At 28.8% G+C, this 19,420-nt stretch carries 18 protein-coding genes; all 18 read right to left on the bottom strand.

Annotated elements, in window-relative coordinates:
* The gene (gene rbfA / locus Q4E08_RS00740; RefSeq protein WP_303127113.1) at positions 1–351 is read right to left on the bottom strand and encodes a 30S ribosome-binding factor RbfA; all 351 of its coding nucleotides are present in this window, start codon (positions 349–351) and stop codon (positions 1–3) included.
* A gap of 17 nt (positions 352–368) precedes the next feature.
* Positions 369–2,411 carry a translation initiation factor IF-2 gene (gene infB / locus Q4E08_RS00735; protein WP_303127111.1) on the bottom strand — a complete coding sequence of 681 codons (2,043 nt, stop codon included), beginning with the start codon at positions 2,409–2,411 and terminating at the stop codon, positions 369–371.
* A 14-nt stretch (positions 2,412–2,425) separates the two neighbouring features.
* Complete coding sequence (locus Q4E08_RS00730) at positions 2,426–2,743, bottom strand: ribosomal L7Ae/L30e/S12e/Gadd45 family protein (protein ID WP_303127109.1); 318 nt, start codon at positions 2,741–2,743, stop codon at positions 2,426–2,428.
* A complete protein-coding gene (locus Q4E08_RS00725) occupies positions 2,736–3,002 on the bottom strand; it encodes an RNase P modulator RnpM (protein ID WP_303127107.1) in 267 nt (88 codons plus the stop codon). The genes Q4E08_RS00730 and Q4E08_RS00725 overlap by 8 nt, the downstream gene beginning before the upstream one ends.
* A 14-nt stretch (positions 3,003–3,016) precedes the next feature.
* Positions 3,017–4,123, bottom strand: a complete 1,107-nt coding sequence (nusA, locus tag Q4E08_RS00720; protein WP_303127105.1) for a transcription termination factor NusA — start codon at positions 4,121–4,123, stop codon at positions 3,017–3,019.
* A 15-nt stretch (positions 4,124–4,138) separates the two neighbouring features.
* Entirely contained in the window at positions 4,139–4,597 is a 459-nt protein-coding gene (gene rimP, locus Q4E08_RS00715) for a ribosome maturation factor RimP (protein WP_303127103.1), read from the bottom strand.
* 236 nt (positions 4,598–4,833) lie between these two features.
* On the bottom strand, positions 4,834–9,171 hold the full coding sequence (locus tag Q4E08_RS00710; protein WP_303127101.1) for a PolC-type DNA polymerase III: 4,338 nt from the start codon (positions 9,169–9,171) through the stop codon (positions 4,834–4,836).
* 87 nt (positions 9,172–9,258) lie between these two features.
* On the bottom strand, positions 9,259–10,308 hold the full coding sequence (gene ispG / locus Q4E08_RS00705; protein WP_303127099.1) for a flavodoxin-dependent (E)-4-hydroxy-3-methylbut-2-enyl-diphosphate synthase: 1,050 nt from the start codon (positions 10,306–10,308) through the stop codon (positions 9,259–9,261).
* An 11-nt stretch (positions 10,309–10,319) separates the two neighbouring features.
* Entirely contained in the window at positions 10,320–11,333 is a 1,014-nt protein-coding gene (gene rseP / locus Q4E08_RS00700; RefSeq protein ID WP_303127097.1) for an RIP metalloprotease RseP, read from the bottom strand.
* Between the two features lie 11 nt (positions 11,334–11,344).
* The gene (gene dxr / locus Q4E08_RS00695; protein WP_303127095.1) at positions 11,345–12,502 is read right to left on the bottom strand and encodes a 1-deoxy-D-xylulose-5-phosphate reductoisomerase; all 1,158 of its coding nucleotides are present in this window, start codon (positions 12,500–12,502) and stop codon (positions 11,345–11,347) included.
* A 21-nt stretch (positions 12,503–12,523) separates the two neighbouring features.
* A complete protein-coding gene (locus Q4E08_RS00690; RefSeq protein ID WP_303127093.1) occupies positions 12,524–13,486 on the bottom strand; it encodes an AI-2E family transporter in 963 nt (320 codons plus the stop codon).
* Between the two features lie 87 nt (positions 13,487–13,573).
* On the bottom strand, positions 13,574–14,368 hold the full coding sequence (locus tag Q4E08_RS00685; RefSeq protein ID WP_303127091.1) for a phosphatidate cytidylyltransferase: 795 nt from the start codon (positions 14,366–14,368) through the stop codon (positions 13,574–13,576).
* Between the two features lie 19 nt (positions 14,369–14,387).
* Positions 14,388–15,149 (bottom strand): isoprenyl transferase, encoded by a 762-nt coding sequence (locus Q4E08_RS00680; protein WP_303127089.1) that lies wholly within the window; start codon positions 15,147–15,149, stop codon positions 14,388–14,390.
* Between the two features lie 62 nt (positions 15,150–15,211).
* Entirely contained in the window at positions 15,212–15,769 is a 558-nt protein-coding gene (frr, locus tag Q4E08_RS00675; RefSeq protein ID WP_303127087.1) for a ribosome recycling factor, read from the bottom strand.
* A 16-nt stretch (positions 15,770–15,785) separates the two neighbouring features.
* Positions 15,786–16,496, bottom strand: a complete 711-nt coding sequence (gene pyrH / locus Q4E08_RS00670) for a UMP kinase (RefSeq protein WP_303127085.1) — start codon at positions 16,494–16,496, stop codon at positions 15,786–15,788.
* Positions 16,497–16,568: 72 nt separating this feature from the next.
* Complete coding sequence (tsf, locus tag Q4E08_RS00665; protein WP_303127083.1) at positions 16,569–17,477, bottom strand: translation elongation factor Ts; 909 nt, start codon at positions 17,475–17,477, stop codon at positions 16,569–16,571.
* Positions 17,478–17,571: 94 nt separating this feature from the next.
* Entirely contained in the window at positions 17,572–18,273 is a 702-nt protein-coding gene (gene rpsB, locus Q4E08_RS00660) for a 30S ribosomal protein S2 (RefSeq protein ID WP_303127081.1), read from the bottom strand.
* 215 nt (positions 18,274–18,488) lie between these two features.
* Complete coding sequence (gene codY / locus Q4E08_RS00655; RefSeq protein ID WP_303127079.1) at positions 18,489–19,265, bottom strand: GTP-sensing pleiotropic transcriptional regulator CodY; 777 nt, start codon at positions 19,263–19,265, stop codon at positions 18,489–18,491.
* Positions 19,266–19,420: the final 155 nt, after the last annotated feature.

Raw genomic sequence — 19,420 nt, 5'->3', positions numbered from 1 at the left:
TTATTGCTCCTTAGCTTTTCTTATTAATCCATCAATTTTCATTCCATAATCGATTGATTCATCTAATTCAAAAATTATTTGTGGGGTAACTCTTAATTTAACCTTACGCCCAACTTCTCTTCTTATAAACCCACTTGCACTTTTTAAAGCCTTTAGATTGCTTTCTTTTTCTTCTTCACTATTTGCAAATATGCTTACAAATACTTTTGCATAACTTAAATCTCTAGTTACTTCAACGCCTGTTACTGAAATCATAGCTGTTAATCTAGGATCTTTTATTTCATTTTGAATTAAACTACTTACAACTTTCTTAACTTCTTCGTTTATTCTTCCACCTCTATAATTAGCCATGTTAATTCACCTCTTAATTACAGTTCTTTTCTTTCGATGGCTTCCATAGTATATGCTTCAATAATGTCTCCTTCTTTAATGTCATTGAATTTTTCAACACTTAATCCACATTCATATCCGCTCTTAACTTCTTTTACGTCATCTTTAAATCTTTTTAAAGATGCTAAAGTTGATTCAAATATTACTATACCATCTCTTATAACTCTTATATCTGAATTTCTTGTTATTTTTCCATCTGTAACATAACATCCAGCTATTGTACCAACATTTGATATTTTATAAGTTTCTCTTATTTCTGCTTTACCTAATACAACTTCTTTATATTCTGGCTCAAGCATTCCAATCATAGCTGATTTAACATCATCTATTGCATCATATATAATTCTATAAGTTTTAATATCTACACCATCTTTTTCAGCCGCTGAAACAGCATTATTATCCGGTCTTACATTAAATCCTATTACTATTGCATTAGAAGCAGTTGCTAATGTTATATCTGTTTCAGTTATAGCACCAACACCTCCATGTATAACTCTTACTTTAACATCTTCTGTTGATAATTTTTCTAAAGATTGTCTTATAGCTTCAACTGAACCTTGAACATCAGCTTTTACTATAATACTTAATTCTTTTACAGTACCTTCTTTTATTTGACTATATAAATCTTCAAGAGAAACTCTATGTCTATTTTGACTTTCAGCTTTCATTTTTTCTTTTCTGTTTTCAGCCATATTTCTAGCAGTTTTCTCATCTTTTACTTGATTAAATCTGTCTCCTGCTGCTGGAACTTCTGAAAGTCCTAAAATTTCTACTGGAATTGATGGACCAGCTGATTTTATTTTCTTTCCTGTATCGTCAAACATAGCTCTTATTCTTCCATAAGTTGATCCAACTAATATTGAATCTCCAACATGTAAAGTACCATTTTGAACAAGTAAACTAGCAACTGCTCCTCTACCTTTATCAAGTTTAGCTTCAATTACAGTTCCTTTAGCTTTTCTATTTGGATTAGCTTTTAATTCTAACATTTCTGCTGTTAAAAGAACCATTTCAAGTAATGTACCTATTCCTTGACCTTCTTTAGCTGAAACTGGAACACATATTGTATCTCCACCCCAGTCTTCTGCAACTAATCCATACTCAGTTAATTCTTGTTTTACTCTATCTATATTAGCTCCTGGTCTATCTATTTTATTTATAGCAACTACCATAGGAACCCCTGCTGCTTTACAGTGGCTTATAGCTTCTTTTGTTTGTGGCATTATTCCATCATCTGCTGCAACAACTAATATAACTACATCTGTAATTTGTGCCCCTCTTGCTCTCATTGCTGTAAAAGCTTCATGTCCTGGAGTATCTAAAAATGTTATTTCTTCTCCATTTACTGTTACTGTATATGCTCCTATGTGTTGTGTTATACCACCTGCTTCTGTTGCAGTAACCTTAGCTTTTCTTATAGCATCTAAAAGTGATGTCTTACCATGGTCAACGTGTCCCATTACAGTTATTATAGGAGGTCTCTTTTGAAGATTTTCTTCTTTTTCATCTTCTATTTCTAATTTATCAAGCTCTGCTGATTCTTCTTTTTTCTCTATTAAAACTTCGTACTTTTCACAAACTTTTTCTGCTGTAGCAAAATCTATTTCTTGATTTATTCCAGCCATAACACCAGTAAATATAAGTGTTTTTATAACATCTGCTGATGGTTTATTTAATTTTTCTGCTAATTCTTTTACAAGAATAGTTTCACCAACTTCAATAATTTTAGCTTCATCACCATCATTATCTTCATTTGAATTTGAATTTCTCTTACCTTTTTTCTTTTTCTTAGGTCCTTTGTTTACTTCTTCGTCAACAATTTTCTCGTATTCTTCTACGATTTCTGCTGTTCCTTCTGATGAGTTTCCTAAAAGTTCTTTTATAAGTTCTGCATCCTCATCTTCTATTACACTCATATGATTCTTGACTTCTATATTAAATTCATCCATTAATAATTCAATTAAATCTTTTGAACTTATATTAAGTTCCTTTGCTAATTCATACACTCTAATTTTTGACATACAGTCACCCCCGGTTAATTTCTACATACATTTTCCTCCTCGTAAAGAGATAATAATTTTTTAGCCATATTTTGATCTTTAATTGCTAAAATTTTAATTTCTTCTTTTCCTATGCCAATCCCTAAATCTTCTTTAGAGAAGTCTTCAATATATGTTATTTCATTTTCATTACAATGCTTTTTAAATTTTTTCTTAGTTGATTCAGATGCATCTTTTGAAATTACAAAAAGATATATTTTTGTCTTATTTCTAAGTTCATTGCATCTGCTATATCCTTCTATCAGGCTACCTGATCTTTTAGCTAATCCTAGAAAATTCAAAAATTTATTCATCTTTCATCTCTTCCCTTAGCCTATCATAAATTGCCTCATCTATTTGAATGTCTAAATTTCTACTAAGTCTTCTTGTTTTTACTGCATTTTTTAAACATTCAGTAGATCTACAAATATAAGCTCCTCTACCTGACTTTTTTCCTGTTAAATCTACAGAAACTTCACCATCTTTTGATTTTACAACTCTTATAAGTTCAACTTTCGGCTTCATTTCCATACATCCAGTGCACATTCTTAAAGGTATTTTTTTAGTCTTCATAAAAAACATCTCTCCTATTCTGATATTTCTTCTGAATCCATATTAATAACTTCTTCTTTATTTGCTTCCTCTTCTTTTAAAGCTTGTGTCTTACTCTTTATGTCTATTTTCCAATTAGTTAATTTAGCTGCTAATCTAACATTTTGACCTTCTTTTCCAATTGCTAAAGAAAGTTGATTATCATCTACAACAACTTTTGCTGATTTTTCATCTTCATTAACTGTAACACTTAAAACTTTTGCTGGACTTAAAGAATTAGCTATAAATTCTGCTGGGTCTTTACTCCATTTTATTATATCTATCTTTTCATTTTTAAGTTCATTTACTATATTTTGAACTCTTACTCCTTTAGGGCCAACACACGCTCCCATAGCATCTACAGATTCATCATTTGAATATACAGCAATTTTACTTCTTGATCCTGCTTCTCTTGATATACTCTTAATTTCAACTATTCCTTCATAAATTTCTGGAACTTCAAGTTCAAATAATCTCTTAACTAATCCTGGATGAGTTCTTGAAACATTTATTTGAGCTCCTTTTGAAGTGTTTTTAACTTCAACTATATATAGTTTTAACTTTTCGTTGAAATTGTATTCTTCACCTTTCATTTGCTCATTAGGTCCTATAACTCCTTCAAGTTTTCCTATGCTTACGAATACTAATCCTTTATCTTTTCTAAGAACAGTACCTGTTATTATGTCAAACTCTTGATCTTTATATTCACTATAAACTATATTTCTTTCTGCTTCTTTTATTCTTTGTGTAACAACTTGTTTAGCTAATTGAGCTGCAACTCTACCAAAGTTTCTTGGAGTAACTTCTATATCAACAACATCATCAACTTCATATTTAGGATTTATTTCTTTTGCTTCTTCTAAACTGATTTCAGTTACTTCATCATAAACTTCATCAACAACAACTTTTTGAGCATAAACTCCTATTTCTCCATTATTTCTATTTATTGAAACTTTGACATTTTGAGCTGATGTATATTGATTTGCATAATTTTTTTTATATGCTGCAACCATTGCATCCTCAATTGTTGTAAATATTAAATCTTCACTTATTCCTTTTTCTTTTACTATCTCTTTAAGAGCACCTATAAACTCTTCGTTCATCTGTTTATCCTCCTTTTATAATTCTCCTTCTAAATTTGCTGATTTAACCTTTTCAAGTTCAATCCTTACTGTTTCTTCTCCATCTATTTCTATAAAACCATCTTTACATGATTTTAATATACCTTTTATATTTTTACGTCCATTTGTTGTCTTTGTAAATCTTACAAATATTTCTTTACCTATAAATCTATTAAAGTGATCTTCTTTATATAAGTTTCTATTTATTCCTGGTGAAGAAACTTCAAGATAATATGAAGTACTTATTGGATCTTCTATATCTAACATTTCACTAACTCTTCTTGAAACATTTTCACAATCAGTAAGTGTTATGCCATCTTCATTATCTATATATATTCTTAAATAATTTTCTCCATTTTCTTTTACGAATTCAACATGATATAATTCATATCCTAAATCATCAGTTATTGGAATAACTAATTCTTCTATTCTTTCGATTAAAGCATCTTTTTTCATATTTGTCCTCCTTTTCCATATTCAATTTTTTGCTCTTATTATTCCCAATACACTAAAATTCTATTTCTAAGTAAAAACGCAACCTATTATTAAGTTGCGTTCTAAACAGAAAGAGCGGGTAATTACTTCCCACTCCTTTAATCTAGCTATTAGTAATAATCTTCTTCATATAAAGTTTATCATATAAGCTATCTTTTTTCAAGTATCTTTAAATAAATTGTCAATATAATGAATTTTTAAAATAAAGATAACTGGTTAGTTTCAGACATTCCTTCTAAGCATCCATGATTATCTAATGTTTCTACAGCAGTTTTTGTTATTTTTGCTCTAAGTCTTAAATCTTCTTTTGATATAAATTCTCCATCTTTTCTAGCCTCAACTATAGCTTTTGCTGCATTATCTCCAACTCCCTGAAGTGCATTTATAGGAGGTCTTAATCCATCTTTTTCTATTATGAACTTAGTTGCTTCTGATTTATATAAATCTACTCTTAAAAATTTAAATCCTCTTTTATACATTTCAAATGCCATTTCTAAAGATGTTATCATTCCCTTATCTTTTGCTGTAACTGCATTCCCTAAGTTATATAATTCTTGTAGTTTATCATCAATTGCTCCTTCACCTTTACATATAAGGTCAGCATCAAAATCATCAGCTCTTACTGTAAAATATGTAGCATAGTAAGCTTCAGGATAATAAACTTTATAATAAGCTATTCTTACAGCCATCATAACATATGCAACAGCGTGTCCTTTTGGGAACATATATTTTATTCTTTTGCAAGATTCTATATACCAATCTGGTACATTGTTTTCTCTCATTAATTTTTCATCATCCTCAGTTAGCCCTTTTCCTTTTCTTACCTTTTCCATTATGGTAAATGAGGCCTTTGGTGGAACACCTTGGTACATTAAGTAAACCATAATATCATCTCTTGTTGCTATACAATCTTTTAAAGTTGTATATCCTTCTTTAATAAAATATTGAGCATTATTAAGCCAAACATCTGTACCATGTGAAAGCCCTGATATTCTAACTAAATCTGCAAATGATTTTGGCTGGGTATCAACAAGCATTTGTCTTACAAATTTTGTACCAAACTCCGGCAATCCATAACTTCCAACTTCACATTTTAACTCTTCTTTGGTAACTCCAAGAGCATCTGGTTTAGTAAATAAACTAAGAACTTTTTCATCATTTAAAGGAATAGTTTTAGGATCAAGCCCAGTTAAATCTTGTAACATTCTAAGAACTGTCGGATCATCATGACCTAATATATCAAGCTTTAAAAGCCTACCACTTATTGAATGATAATCAAAATGTGTTGTTATTATATCTGTATCATTATCATCTGCAGGATGTTGAATTGGACAAAAATTATATATTTCATTATCGCTAGGTACAACCATAATACCACCAGGGTGCTGACCAGTAGTTCTCTTTATACCAGTACATCCTATTGTTAATCTTTCAATTTCAGCACTAGTTGCTCTTATTCCTCTTTCATCTAAATATTTTCTTACATATCCATAAGCAGTTTTTTCTGCCACTGTACCTATTGTTCCAGCTTTAAAAACATAACCCTTTCCAAATAAAACTTCACAATATTTATGAACTACTCCCTGATATTCTCCTGAGAAATTTAAATCTATATCAGGCTCTTTATCTCCTTCAAAACCTAAAAATGTTTCAAATGGAATATCATGCCCATCCCTTTTATAAGGGGTTCCACAATTTGGACAATTTTTTTCAGGCAAATCAGCTCCTGAACTTATAGATCCATCTAAGAAAAACTCAGATTTTTTACAATTTGGACAAACATAATGTGGTGGTAATCCGTTAACTTCAGTAATATCAGACATTGTTGCAACAAAAGAAGATCCAACAGATCCTCTAGATCCAACTAAATATCCATCTTCTAAAGATTTTGCAACAAGTTTTTGTGCTATAAGGTAAAGAACTGCATAACCGTTATTTATTATTGAATTAAGTTCTTTATCTAATCTTTTTTGTATTACATCTGGTAAATTTTCACCATATATACTATGAACTTTATTATTAACCATATTTCTTATTTCATCTTCTGCCCCTTCTATTTTAGGGGGAAAAGTTTCTTCTGGTATTGGCTTTATATTTTCAACTTCAGATGCTATTTTCTTAGGATTTAAAATAACAACTTCTTTTGCTTCTTCTTCACCTAAGTAAGAAAATTCTTTAAGCATCTCGTCCGTTGTTTTTAAATAAAGAGGAGGTTGATTATCAGCATCTTTAAATCCCTTACCAGCCATTATAATTCTTCTAAACGCCTCATCCTGTGGATCTAAAAAATGAACATCTCCAGTCGCTACAACTAATTTATTTAACTTTTTACCTATATTATATATTTTCTTATTAATATCTCTTAATTCTTCTTCATCATTTACATTCCCTTTTTGAATTAAGAAATTATTATTTGCAATTGGTTGTATTTCTAGATAATCATAAAATCTACATATTTCAATAATTTCCTCATCACTTTTACCATCTAAAATAGCCCTATATACTTCACCCGCTTCACAAGCTGAACCAATTATAAGTCCTTCTCTCATTTCTTGAAGTCTAGATTTTTTGGTTCTAGCATTTTTAAAAAAGTTATCTAGATGTGCTTCAGACACTAATTTATATAAATTTTTAAGTCCTTCTTGAGTTTTAGCTAATATTATTATGTGATTAGTAGGTTGCTTTTTTATATCAATATGAGATAAAAACTGATTATTTAAACTTTTTAAATCATATATCTCTTTTTCTTCTTTTAATTTTTCAAAACATTTTAATAATATTTGCGCTGTTGCTTCAGCATCATCTACTGCTCTATGATGATTCTCTAAAGATATGCCTAAATGTTTAGCAACTATATTAAGCTTAACCTTCTTTAATTCTGGATATAAAAATCTAGCAAGAGGAACTGTATCTAATATAGTAAAAGAAAATTTAAGTGATTTATTTCTACAGTTGTATTTAATAAATCCAGTATCAAAAGCTGCATTATGTGCAACTAATACACTTCCTTCACAAAATTTCAAAAATTTAGGCAATAATGTATCTATTGTTTCTGCTTCAGCTACCATACTATCTGAAATTCCTGTAAGTTCAGTTATTTTATATGGTATATTTCTTTCTGGATTTACAAACTCACTAAATCTATCAATTATTTTTCCTTCTCTGATTTTTACAGCGCCTATTTCTATTATTTTATCATTTTTAGGTGAAAAACCTGTAGTTTCTAAATCAAATACTACATAAGAATCATCTAAAGATTCCCCATTTTCACCTATAGCTAAAGGAATTCCATCATTAACCAAATATCCTTCAACTCCATATATAACTTTAACTCCAAATTTTTTAGAAGCACTTTGAGCATCTGGAAAAGCCTGAACAACTCCATGATCTGTTATAGCAATAGCCTCATGCCCCCACTTAGAAGCTCTCTCTATCATTTTGCTTGCTGATACCATTCCATCCATAGTACTCATATTAGTATGAAGATGTAATTCTACTCTCTTTTCCTCTGAACCATCCATTCTTTCTATTTTCTTCATTTTTACTATATCTCTACCCATTATTACAACTTCTCTTGCATATGTATCATATATAGCTTCTCCTCTTACTTTACAGTAAAGCCCCTTCTTTACATTATCTAAAACTTCTTCTTTATCCTTATCTCTTAAAAAACATTTAACTGTAATTGAACTTGTATAATCAGTTATAAAAAATGTTAATATCATTTTTCCAGTTCTTGTTTCTATTATTTCTGTTTTAAATACTTCACCTATAATTGCAACATATCCAGAAGTCTCATCAATTTCGCTTATATTTATAGCTTCTTGGCTTATATTTCTTCCAAGAATCGTATTTTCACCTTTAGGCTCTTTTTTAAACTTTTGATAACCTTCATTTTGTTGTTTCTTTTGATGTTCTTTCTTTTCTTTTTTACTTTCCTTAGGAACTTCACTTTTTTGAACTATTCTTCCTTGAAGAACATCATCAACTATTTTTTTATTTTCTTTAGCTTTATTTTCTTCATAGTTTTCATCTTCTAAAGAACTATCATATATCAACTCTAATCTTATTTTTTTACCAAATATATCACGTATTTGGTAAGATACTTTTTTTTCTATATCTTTTTTCTTTAGATGATTTATAATAGCTTCACTACCATACCTTATAATTATAGTGTTATTATCTACTACTTCTTTATTTTTTGAATAAAGGACGTTTTTAGATAATGGATTTTTTTTAACTATATCTAAAACTACATCCGACCAATATTTTTTTATTATTTCATAAGCTGTAGCATCATCCACATCTTTATATATTAAAAGCTCTATATTAATATTTATTCCTAAGTTTTTTGTTATTAATCCTTTAATCCAATCTTCTTCTCTATTTGATAAATCATGTTTTGATTTTATTACAACTTTTAATATATTACTTTTTTTATAAAATTGAAATCTACTTAATTTTATTTCTTTTTCTTCTAAAGTATCATTTTTCTTAATTTCTTTATTAATATTTTTTATAAACTCTTCACTCAAAGGATTTCCTCCTTTCCTTAATTACTTTTTCAAAATATTACCCCCAAAACAATTATAATTTTGGGGGATAATTTAAATTTATAAACCTTATAAAGATTTTATCTCGTTTATAAGTTCATCAACTAAATTCTCTTCTTTTACTTTTTTTACTATTTCACCTTTTTTGAATATTATTCCAACTCCCTTTCCACCAGCTATTCCAATATCTGCTTCTCTAGCTTCTCCAGGTCCATTAACAACACAACCCATTACTGCAATTTTAATATTCTTATTTATTCCTTCTAATCGTCTTTCAACTTCTTCAGCTATACCTATAAGGTTTATTTCTGTTCTTCCACAAGTAGGACATGAAATAAGTTCTATTCCTTCCTTTGTATATTCTAAATCTCTCAATATTTCTTTTGCTACTTTTATTTCTTCAATTGGATCAGATGTTAATGAAACTCTTATAGTACTTCCTATTCCTTCTGCAAGTAATGTTCCTATTCCTATACTTGACTTTATAGTTCCTTTAAATGTAGTGCCTGATTCTGTAACACCTAAGTGTAATGGATAATTACATTTATCACTCATTAATCTATAACTTTCTATCATCATAGGAACATTTGATGATTTAATTGATACTACTATATCATAAAAATTTAAATCTTCTAATATTTTAACATGTCTTAATGCACTTTCAACTAATCCTTTAGCAGTTGGCTTTCCATCTCTTTGTAATATATCTTTTTCTAAAGATCCTGAATTTACTCCTATTCTTATAGGAATTCCATTTTCTTTGGCTTTAGAAACAACAGCTCTTATTCTCTCGTAATCACCTATATTTCCTGGATTTATTCTAAGTTTTGAAACTCCATTCTCAATTGCTTTAAGTGCTAGTCTATAATCAAAATGAATATCTGCTACTATTGGAACTGGTGATTTTTCTGTAATTTCTTTAAGTGCTTCACAAGCTTCCATGTCAGGAACAGCACATCTTACCATTTGACATCCAGCACTTACTAATTTATTTATTTGTTCTAGTGTACTTTTTACATCTCTTGTATCAGTATTAGTCATTGATTGTATTATAACAGGATTATTCCCACCTATTTTCAAATCTTTTATATTTACTACTCTAGTTAATTTTCTTTTCATTTTTTATTCTCCTATAAATTTATTGGGAACAGTATATCTTTTACAGTTACTAAAAGCATTAACCCCATAAGAAATGCAAATCCAACAAAATTTAACGCTCCAACAACTTTATCTGGAACCTTTCTTTTTGTTATTAATTCAATTAAAAGAATTACTGTCCATCCACCATCTAGCGCAGGAAGTGGTAATAAATTAAATACTGCAAGATTTACACTGATAAATGCAGTTAAGTTTAATAAATTCCATATACCAGCCTTTGCTGCTGCACCTGATAATTTTATGATAGTAACAGGGCCACCAACATCAGTCTTAAGATTAGCTTCCCCAGTAAATATCATCTTAAGTCCATTAAAAGTTTGATCTACAACAGACACTGTTTTATATAAACCAGCTTTTATGCTTTCTATTATAGTAGGATTTTTTATTTTTTCAAAGTAAAATCCTAACATATCTCTTTTTTCTTCCTTATTATATTCTGGTTTAACTTTTAAATTTAAAAGTTCTCCATTTCTTTCAATCTCTAAATCTAAAGGCTTACCTTTAGATAAAGCTATAGCAAAAGTTACATCATCTGAATAATGAACTTTATCTCCATCAACTTTTATAAATTTATCTCCTGACTGTATACCAGCCTTTGCTGCTGGACTATTTTCTGCAACTTTGTAAACTTTTGTAGAAGCATATCCAAAGTTACTAATAATTGTAGTAAATATAACAATAGCCAGTATTAAATTCATTATAGCTCCTGCTAATATAATAGTAATTCTTCTTAAAGGAGATTTTGATGAAAAACTTCTTTCATCTTTAACTTCTTCTTCTTCCCCTAGCATTTTTACATAACCGCCTATAGGTAATAACCCTAAAGAATACTTAGTTTCTTTTCCATTTACAGAAAAAATCTTAGGTCCCATACCTATTGAAAATTCTTCAACCTTAACCCCATTTATTTTGGCAAGGATAAAATGACCAAACTCGTGAACTATTATAAGTAATCCAAATGCTATTATAGCATATAGTATATACATTTAATTTCCTCCTAGCTATATTTTTTCCTTACATATTCCTTTACTTTTTTATCTAGAGAAATAACATTTTCTAAAGTTACTTCTCCTTCCCCTTCTTTCTTAAAATACTCCATACAGTGTTCTATTATATCTCCTATTTGAAGATATTTTATTTTTTTATTCAAATACAAGTCTACTGCCTCTTCATTTGCTCCATTTAATATTGTAGGCATTAATTTTCCATGCTTTCCAGCTTGAAAAGCTAATTTTAAACATTTAAATGTATCTATATCAGGCTTTTCAAATGTAAGATTTGCTATTTCATAAAAATTTATTCCATTTGCAATAGATTTTTCTCTACTTGGATAATTAAGCGCATACTGAATAGGAAGCCTCATATCTGCTGATCCTAATTGTGCTATTATACTATTGTCTTTATATTCCACCATTGAATGTATTATGCTTTGTGGATGTACTAAAACTTGTATATTATCATATTCACAATTAAATAACCAATGTGCTTCAATAACTTCAAGTCCTTTATTCATTAGAGTTGATGAGTCTATTGTTATTTTTCTGCCCATACTCCAATTAGGGTGATTTAAGGCCTCTTCTAATGATATATTTTTTAAGTCCTCAATCTTTTTACCTCTAAATGGACCTCCTGATGCAGTAAGAATTATTTTTTTTAATTCTTTAATAGAATTTCCTCTAAGACTTTGAAATATTGCACTATGTTCTGAGTCTACTGGTAAAATTTTAACACCATACTTTTTAGCTTCTTTCATAACAAGCTCACCTGCTACAACTAAAGTTTCTTTATTAGCAAGAGCTATATCTTTTTTACTTCTAATAGCATTAATAGTTGGTTCTAAGCCTATCATTCCAACTACTGATGTTACAACTGTATCTATTTCATCTAAGGATGCTATTTTATTTAATCCTTCTATACCTTCAAATACGTTTATAGCTAACTTTTTTTCCTTAACATACTTTTCTATTTCATATTTTGATTTTTTATCCATCATTCCTACATATTTGGGATTAAATTCATCAATTATATCTTTTACCTTATCTACTGAAGTATTTGCTGTAATTCCAATTAAATTTATATTATTAGATTTTCTAATTACATCTAAAGTTTGTGTTCCTATTGAACCTGTTGCTCCTAATATCGAAATGTTTTTCATATCTTTTCCTCCATATTTAATTTAGCTATTACAAAATATATCTTTTACCATAATACTATATATAGGACCTATTATTATACCTATTATACCAAATACTTTTATTCCTATATAAACAGAAATAAACATTATTAAAGGATGCATATTTAATTTATTACTTAATAATTTCATTTCTAAAAGTTCTCTTAAAATTTGTATTAATATATAAAGGCATATCAATCCAAAAGATATTAGGTAATTTTTTATAATAATATTGTATATTATTATTGGTATAAATACAATTATTGTTCCCACATATGGAAGTAAATCTAATATACCGCATATTATTCCAAGAATTATAGACTCCTTAATTCCTAATATTTTAAATCCTATTATAGTTATAATAGTAGATGTAATTACAAGAACAGATTGAACAACTATTATTTTTTTTATATTTTTTCTGCTATTATCAATTCTTTCTAAAGTATTATTTGGAACAGCTTTAAATATATAATTTATTATCTTTTTTTTGTCTACAAGTATAAAAAAAGTACAAATATTTCCTATAAAATAACTAACTATCCCTTCACCTGTATTTATAGCACCTTTTGTTATAAAATCAGGACTAATTAGTTTTAACGCTTCATTGCTTATATTTACATTTCCAAATACATTTTCCAAAAAATCATTAAATTCTAATATTAAATAATTCATTATATTTATGTTTTCTCTATAAATATCCATTAATAATTCAAATATATTTCTACCTAAGTAATATAAAGTTAATGCTAATGTTAAATTTAGTAAAAGCAAACTTAAAAGAGCTGATAATTTATTACTAATTTTAAACTTTAACAATAAATTATATATGGGATTTGACAGTAACAATGTTATGCATATCCATAAAAAAGGAGTAAAATACATTTTTATAAAAAACACAAAAAAAACAATGAAAAATAATAATAAAATAGCTTCTATAACCTTCTTATGTTCTCTTTTTAATTCCATAACCCTCCCCCTTTGTTTTTATTTATATGCAAAAAAAAAACTCTTAGAATTTAAAAAAGAGAGCTCTAATTTAAATTAGAGCTCTCTTTATATACATACTATAAATGTTAAATAATAAAATACTACAAGTCCTGAAAATAATATGCTATCAAATCTATCTAATATACCTCCATGTCCTGGTATTAAATTACTATAATCTTTTATTCCAACATATCTTTTTATTGAAGATGCAACTAAATCTCCAAATTGACTAAATACTCCACATAAAATACCTATTATAAAATAATTATAAATTGGCATTATATAAATATATTTTGATACAACTATTCCAAATAAACCACAAAATAATGTTGCTCCTATTATCCCTCCAATAGATCCTTCTATTGTTTTTTTAGGACTAACTTTAGGACATAATTTATGTTTTCCAAAAAACTTTCCTGAATAATAAGCTGCAGTATCAGTCATCCATGAGCCTATAAATATAAGCCAAACAAGGAATTCACCACCATACTTTATATTTACTAAATGTAAAAAACTAAATAAAATTCCAACATACATAAATCCTAGCAATGTTAATGAAACATCTATAAAAGTATATTTTAAATTAACAACAGGAATTATCAAAAGTATAAATGTTGAAAATACAACTAAATATGTTAGATACTGAAAGTTATTATTTAATGCATAAAATAATAAAAGCATTAAATATCCTATTATTGATATAGGATTAAAATCTTTTTTCTTTAAAGCACTATAAAATTCATGCATACCAATTGCAGAAATTATTAAAGTAAATAATTCTAGCCAAATTCCACCTAAAAATACAAATATAATAAACGGAGCAATCATTAAAGCACCAAGATATCTGCTATTTGATTTCACTAAAAAACCTCCTTATTTATTATTTTATTCCACCAAATCTTCTATCTCTATTTTGAAAATCATAAATGGCTCTTCTTAAATCTTCCTCTTTAAAATCAGGCCAGCAAATATCTGAATACCAAAATTCAGAATAAGCACACTGCCAAAGAAGAAAATTGCTTAATCTTTGTTCCCCAGAAGGTCTTATTATAATATCCGGGTCAGGTATATCTTTTGTATATAAATGTTTTTCAAAAATCCCATCATTTATATCTTCTAAATTAATATTCCCATTTAAAACATCTTCTACAATTAATTTTGTAGCTCTTATTATTTCATCTCTTCCACCATAATTTAAAGCTATATTCATAGTTATTCCTGTATTATTTTCCGTCTTTTCAACTGATGATTTTATTTCTTTTTGACATTCTATAGGAAGTCTAGATATATCTCCTAAAACATTTATTTTAACGCCGTTTTTATGTAGCTCATTAATTTCTTGTTTTAAATATTGTATTAATAATTTCATAAGTGCATTTACTTCATCTTTTGGTCTTTTCCAATTCTCAGTTGAAAATGCGTATAAAGTCATATACTTTACCCCAAGTCTATCTGCTTCTTTTAATACTCTACGGATAGTTTCAACACCAGCTTTATGACCCATAGTTCTTGGTAATTTTCTCTTTTTAGCCCATCTTCCATTACCATCCATTATTATAGCAATATGTTCAGGAATATTACCCATATCAATATTTATGTTATTATCTATATTTTCTTTTTCCCCTTTAAAAAAATTAAGCATGAGTTTCCTCCCCACCTTTATTTATGTAAAAAACCTGCTAAAGAGCAGGTTTTTTGTTTAAATTAGATTGACATTATCTCTTTTTCTTTTGCTTCTATTAACTTATCTATTTCCTTAACAAATTTATCAGTAGATTTTTGAATATTATCTTCAGCTTTTTTCATTTCGTCTTCTGTAAGCTCTCCATCTTTCTTAAGAGCCTTTATCTTATCATTTGAATCTCTTCTAATTGATCTTAATGCTATCTTAGCGTCTTCTCCAGCTTTTTTTACGTTTTTAACTAGATTTTTTCTAGTTTCTTCTGTTAATTCTGGTATTATTAATCTTATAACAGCACCATCATTTGAAGGATTAAGACCTAAATCTGAAGTAAGAATAGCCTTTTCTATATCTTTTAAAAGAGTTGATTCCCAAGGAGTTATTTGAAGAACTCTTGGTTCTGGAGCAGATATGTTAGCTACTTGATTTAAAGGACACATACTTCCATAATATTCAACTTGAATTCTGTCAAGCATTGTAGGATTAGCTCTACCTGCTTTCATTGTTGATAAATCACTTTGTAAAACATTTATTGTTTTTTGCATTTTTTCTTCTAGTGTTTTGAAAATCGCCTTAGTCATAAATATCCTCCTTTTTTTATTTTGAAACTAATGTACCTATTTCTTCACCTGTAATTGCTTTTTGAATATTTCCTGGTTCATCTAAACCAAATACTAATATAGGAATTTCATTATCCATGCATAAAGAAGTCGCTGTTGAATCCATAACTTGTAATCCTTGTTCTAAAACTTCTATATATGATAGTTTATCATATTTTTTAGCATCTGAATACTTATGAGGGTCTTTGTCGTAAACACCATCTACTTTTTTAGCTAGAAGAATTACGTCTGCTTCTATTTCAGCCGCTCTAAGAGCTGCTGTAGTATCAGTTGAGAAATATGGATTTCCTGTTCCAGCTGCAAATATAACAACTCTACCTTTTTCTAAATGTCTCATAGCTCTTCTTCTTATAAAAGGTTCAGCTATTTCTTTCATTTCTATTGCAGTTAATACTCTAGTATCTACTCCAACTTGCTCAAGTGAATCTTGAAGAGCTAAAGCATTTATACAAGTAGCCATCATACCCATATAGTCAGCAGTAGTTCTATCCATACCTTCGCCGCTTCTACCTCTCCAGATGTTTCCGCCTCCAACTACACATCCAACTTCTACTCCTGAATTAACTAATTCTTTTATTTCTAATGCTATTCTTTTCGCTACATTAAAATCTAATCCAAAACCATTAGTTCCAGCAAGAGCCTCACCAGATAATTTTAGTATTACTCTATTATATTTACAATCTGCCATTTAAATCCCTCCAAATATTCATATGTTGATTTTCAAAAAAAGAGAACACAAGGTGTTCTCTTTTGTAGGTCACTATTTACCCATTTGTTTTGCAACTTCTTCAGCAAAGTTTTCTTCTTTCTTTTCGATTCCTTCGCCTCTTTCAAATCTAACAAACTTTGTTATAGTCATTGGAGCACCTGCTTCTTTTGACTTTTCTTCTAATAACTTAGCTATTGTCTTATCTCCATCTTTAACCCATACTTGGTCAACTAAACAAACTTCTTTGAAGTATTTTTGAATTCTTCCCATAACCATTTTTTCAACGATTTTTTCTGGCTTTCCTTCATTTAAAGCTTGAACTCTGTAGATTTCTTTTTCTTTTTCTAATGATTCTTGATCTACTGAATCTCTGTTTAAGAATAGAGGGTTAGCAGCAGCTACTTGCATACATACTTCTTTAGCTACTTCTGAAGCTACTTCTTGATTTCCTTCAGTTGAAACTTCAACTAAAACACCAATTCTTCCGCCACCGTGAATATAGCTTTCGATTGCACCATTTTCTAATGCTAATCTTTCAAATCTTCTTACTGTCATATTTTCTCCAAGCTTAGCAACTAAAGCAGTAAGAGTTTCTTGAACTGTAGCATCTCCCATTTTTTCGTTTAATAATTCTTCTACTGTTGTAGCATTGCTTTCAACTACTAATTTAGCAACATTTTCAGCAAATGCTATGAAATCTTCGTTAGCAGCAACGAAATCTGTTTCACAGTTAACTTCTACTATTGAAGCTTTCTTTTTATCTTCAGTTACAAAAGTTTTAACTATACCTTCTGCAGCTATTCTTCCAGCTTTCTTAGCAGCAGCAGCTAATCCTTTTTCTCTTAATACTTCGATAGCTTTTTCTATATCTCCATTAGTTTCTGTTAAAGCTTTTTTGCAGTCCATCATACCTGCACCAGTTTTATCTCTTAATTCTTTAACTGACTTTGCAGTAATCATTATAATTCCTCCTTAAATTTTAAAAGTAACCCTTATCATCTAGGGTAAAAGGTAAATGAAGTTACCCTCACCTACCTTTTATTTAGCATCTATATTATTCAGCTATTTGTTCACCTTGTCTTCCTTCGATTATAGCATCAGCCATTTTAGCTGCGATTAATTTTACAGCTCTTATAGCATCATCATTTCCTGGAATTACGTAATCAACTTCTTCTGGATCACAGTTTGTATCTACGATAGCTACAACTGGAATTCCTAATATTTTAGCTTCTGAAATAGCATTCTTTTCTTTTCTTGGGTCAACTACGAACATAGCTCCGATATTCTTTGAATCTAAATTCTTGATACCGCCAAGGTTCTTTTCAAGCTTTTCCATTTCGCCTTTTAATTTTATAACTTCTTTCTTAGGAAGAACATCAAATGTTCCATCTTCTTGCATTCTTTCTAAATCTTCTAATCTCTTGATTCTAGTTTTGATAGTCTTGAAGTTTGTTAACATTCCACCTAACCATCTGTTGTTTACGAAGTGCATGTTTGATCTTACAGCTTCTTCTTGAATAGCTTCTTGAGCTTGCTTCTTAGTCCCAACAAAAAGTACTTCTTTTCCTTCTTCTGAAACTTCTCTTAAGAAGTTATAAGCTTCTTCTGCCTTTTTAACTGTTTTTTGAAGATCTATAATATAGATTCCATTTCTTTCTGTGAAGATGTAAGGAGCCATTTTAGGGTTCCATCTTCTAGTTTGGTGTCCAAAATGTACACCAGCTTCTAATAATTGTTTCATTGATATAACTGACATATTGTTACCTCCTGGTTTTTCCCTCCACTATCGATATAATTACAATAAACCTTAAATAAAGGCACCTATATCATAATTTCGATAATGTGTGTATTTTTATTACCTTAGATAGTATATCATAAGGTAATTTTTCTATCAACATAAATTTATTTTTTTTTATATTTTTATATAAAATAATACGAGTAACTAAAATTCAATGTTACTCGTATTATTGACTACTTTATCTTTTTTAATTCATCAAGTAATTTATCATTTAATATTCTTATATGAGTTCCCTTCATACCTAATGATCTTGACTCAATTACTCCAGCACTCTCAAACTTTCTTAAAGCATTTACTATAACGCTTCTAGTTATTCCAACTTTATCAGCTATTTTTGATGCTACAAGTAATCCTTCATTTCCACCTAACTCATTAAATATATGTTCTACAGCCTCTAATTCTGAATATGATAATGTTCCTATAGCTAATTGAACTACAGCTTTCTTTCTTGTTTCTTCTGCTAGTTCTTCTTGTTTAGCTCTTAACATTTCCATTCCTACTATCGTTGCACTATATTCACATAAAACAAGATCATCATCTGTAAATACTTCTCCAAATCTTGCTAGAAGTAATGTGCCTAACCTCTCTCTATTTCCTATAATAGGTACTATAGTTGATAGCTTGTCTGACATAGTGCACATTCCTATTCCATCAAAGACACATTCACCTTTGTTTGGTAAATTAGCTAAAGTTTCTGAAACCTTTAATAACTTTTCATTATAATCATTTGGAAACTTTTTTTCTTCTATAACTTTCTCTTTCATTATTTCACATTCAAAGCTAGTTGCAAAACTATGACCAATAACTTTTCCTCTTTTGCTAACAATATAAACATTACAAGCTAAAACATCACTTAAAAGTTCACATATGTCTTCAAATGCTACTGCTTCAGTTCCTGACTTTTGCAGTATTTTATTTAATTTTCTCGCTTTATTAAGTAGTGATGACATTAAAAATCCTCCTTGATATCTAACTATTTCAGATTCATATTGTCATTTGTTAGAATATTTAAAATTGTTTTAATTTTTTAACAAATCCGTAATACTAATACAGTTTATCACACCAAGTTATCTATTTCAATATCATTCTAATTTTTTTGACAAAG

The sequence above is a fragment of the Clostridium sp. genome, assembly GCF_030532265.1.
GTDB lineage: Bacteria > Bacillota > Clostridia > Clostridiales > Clostridiaceae > Clostridium.
Note: the sequence above shows the minus strand (reverse complement) of the source record. Positions and strands in the feature narration are given on the sequence as shown.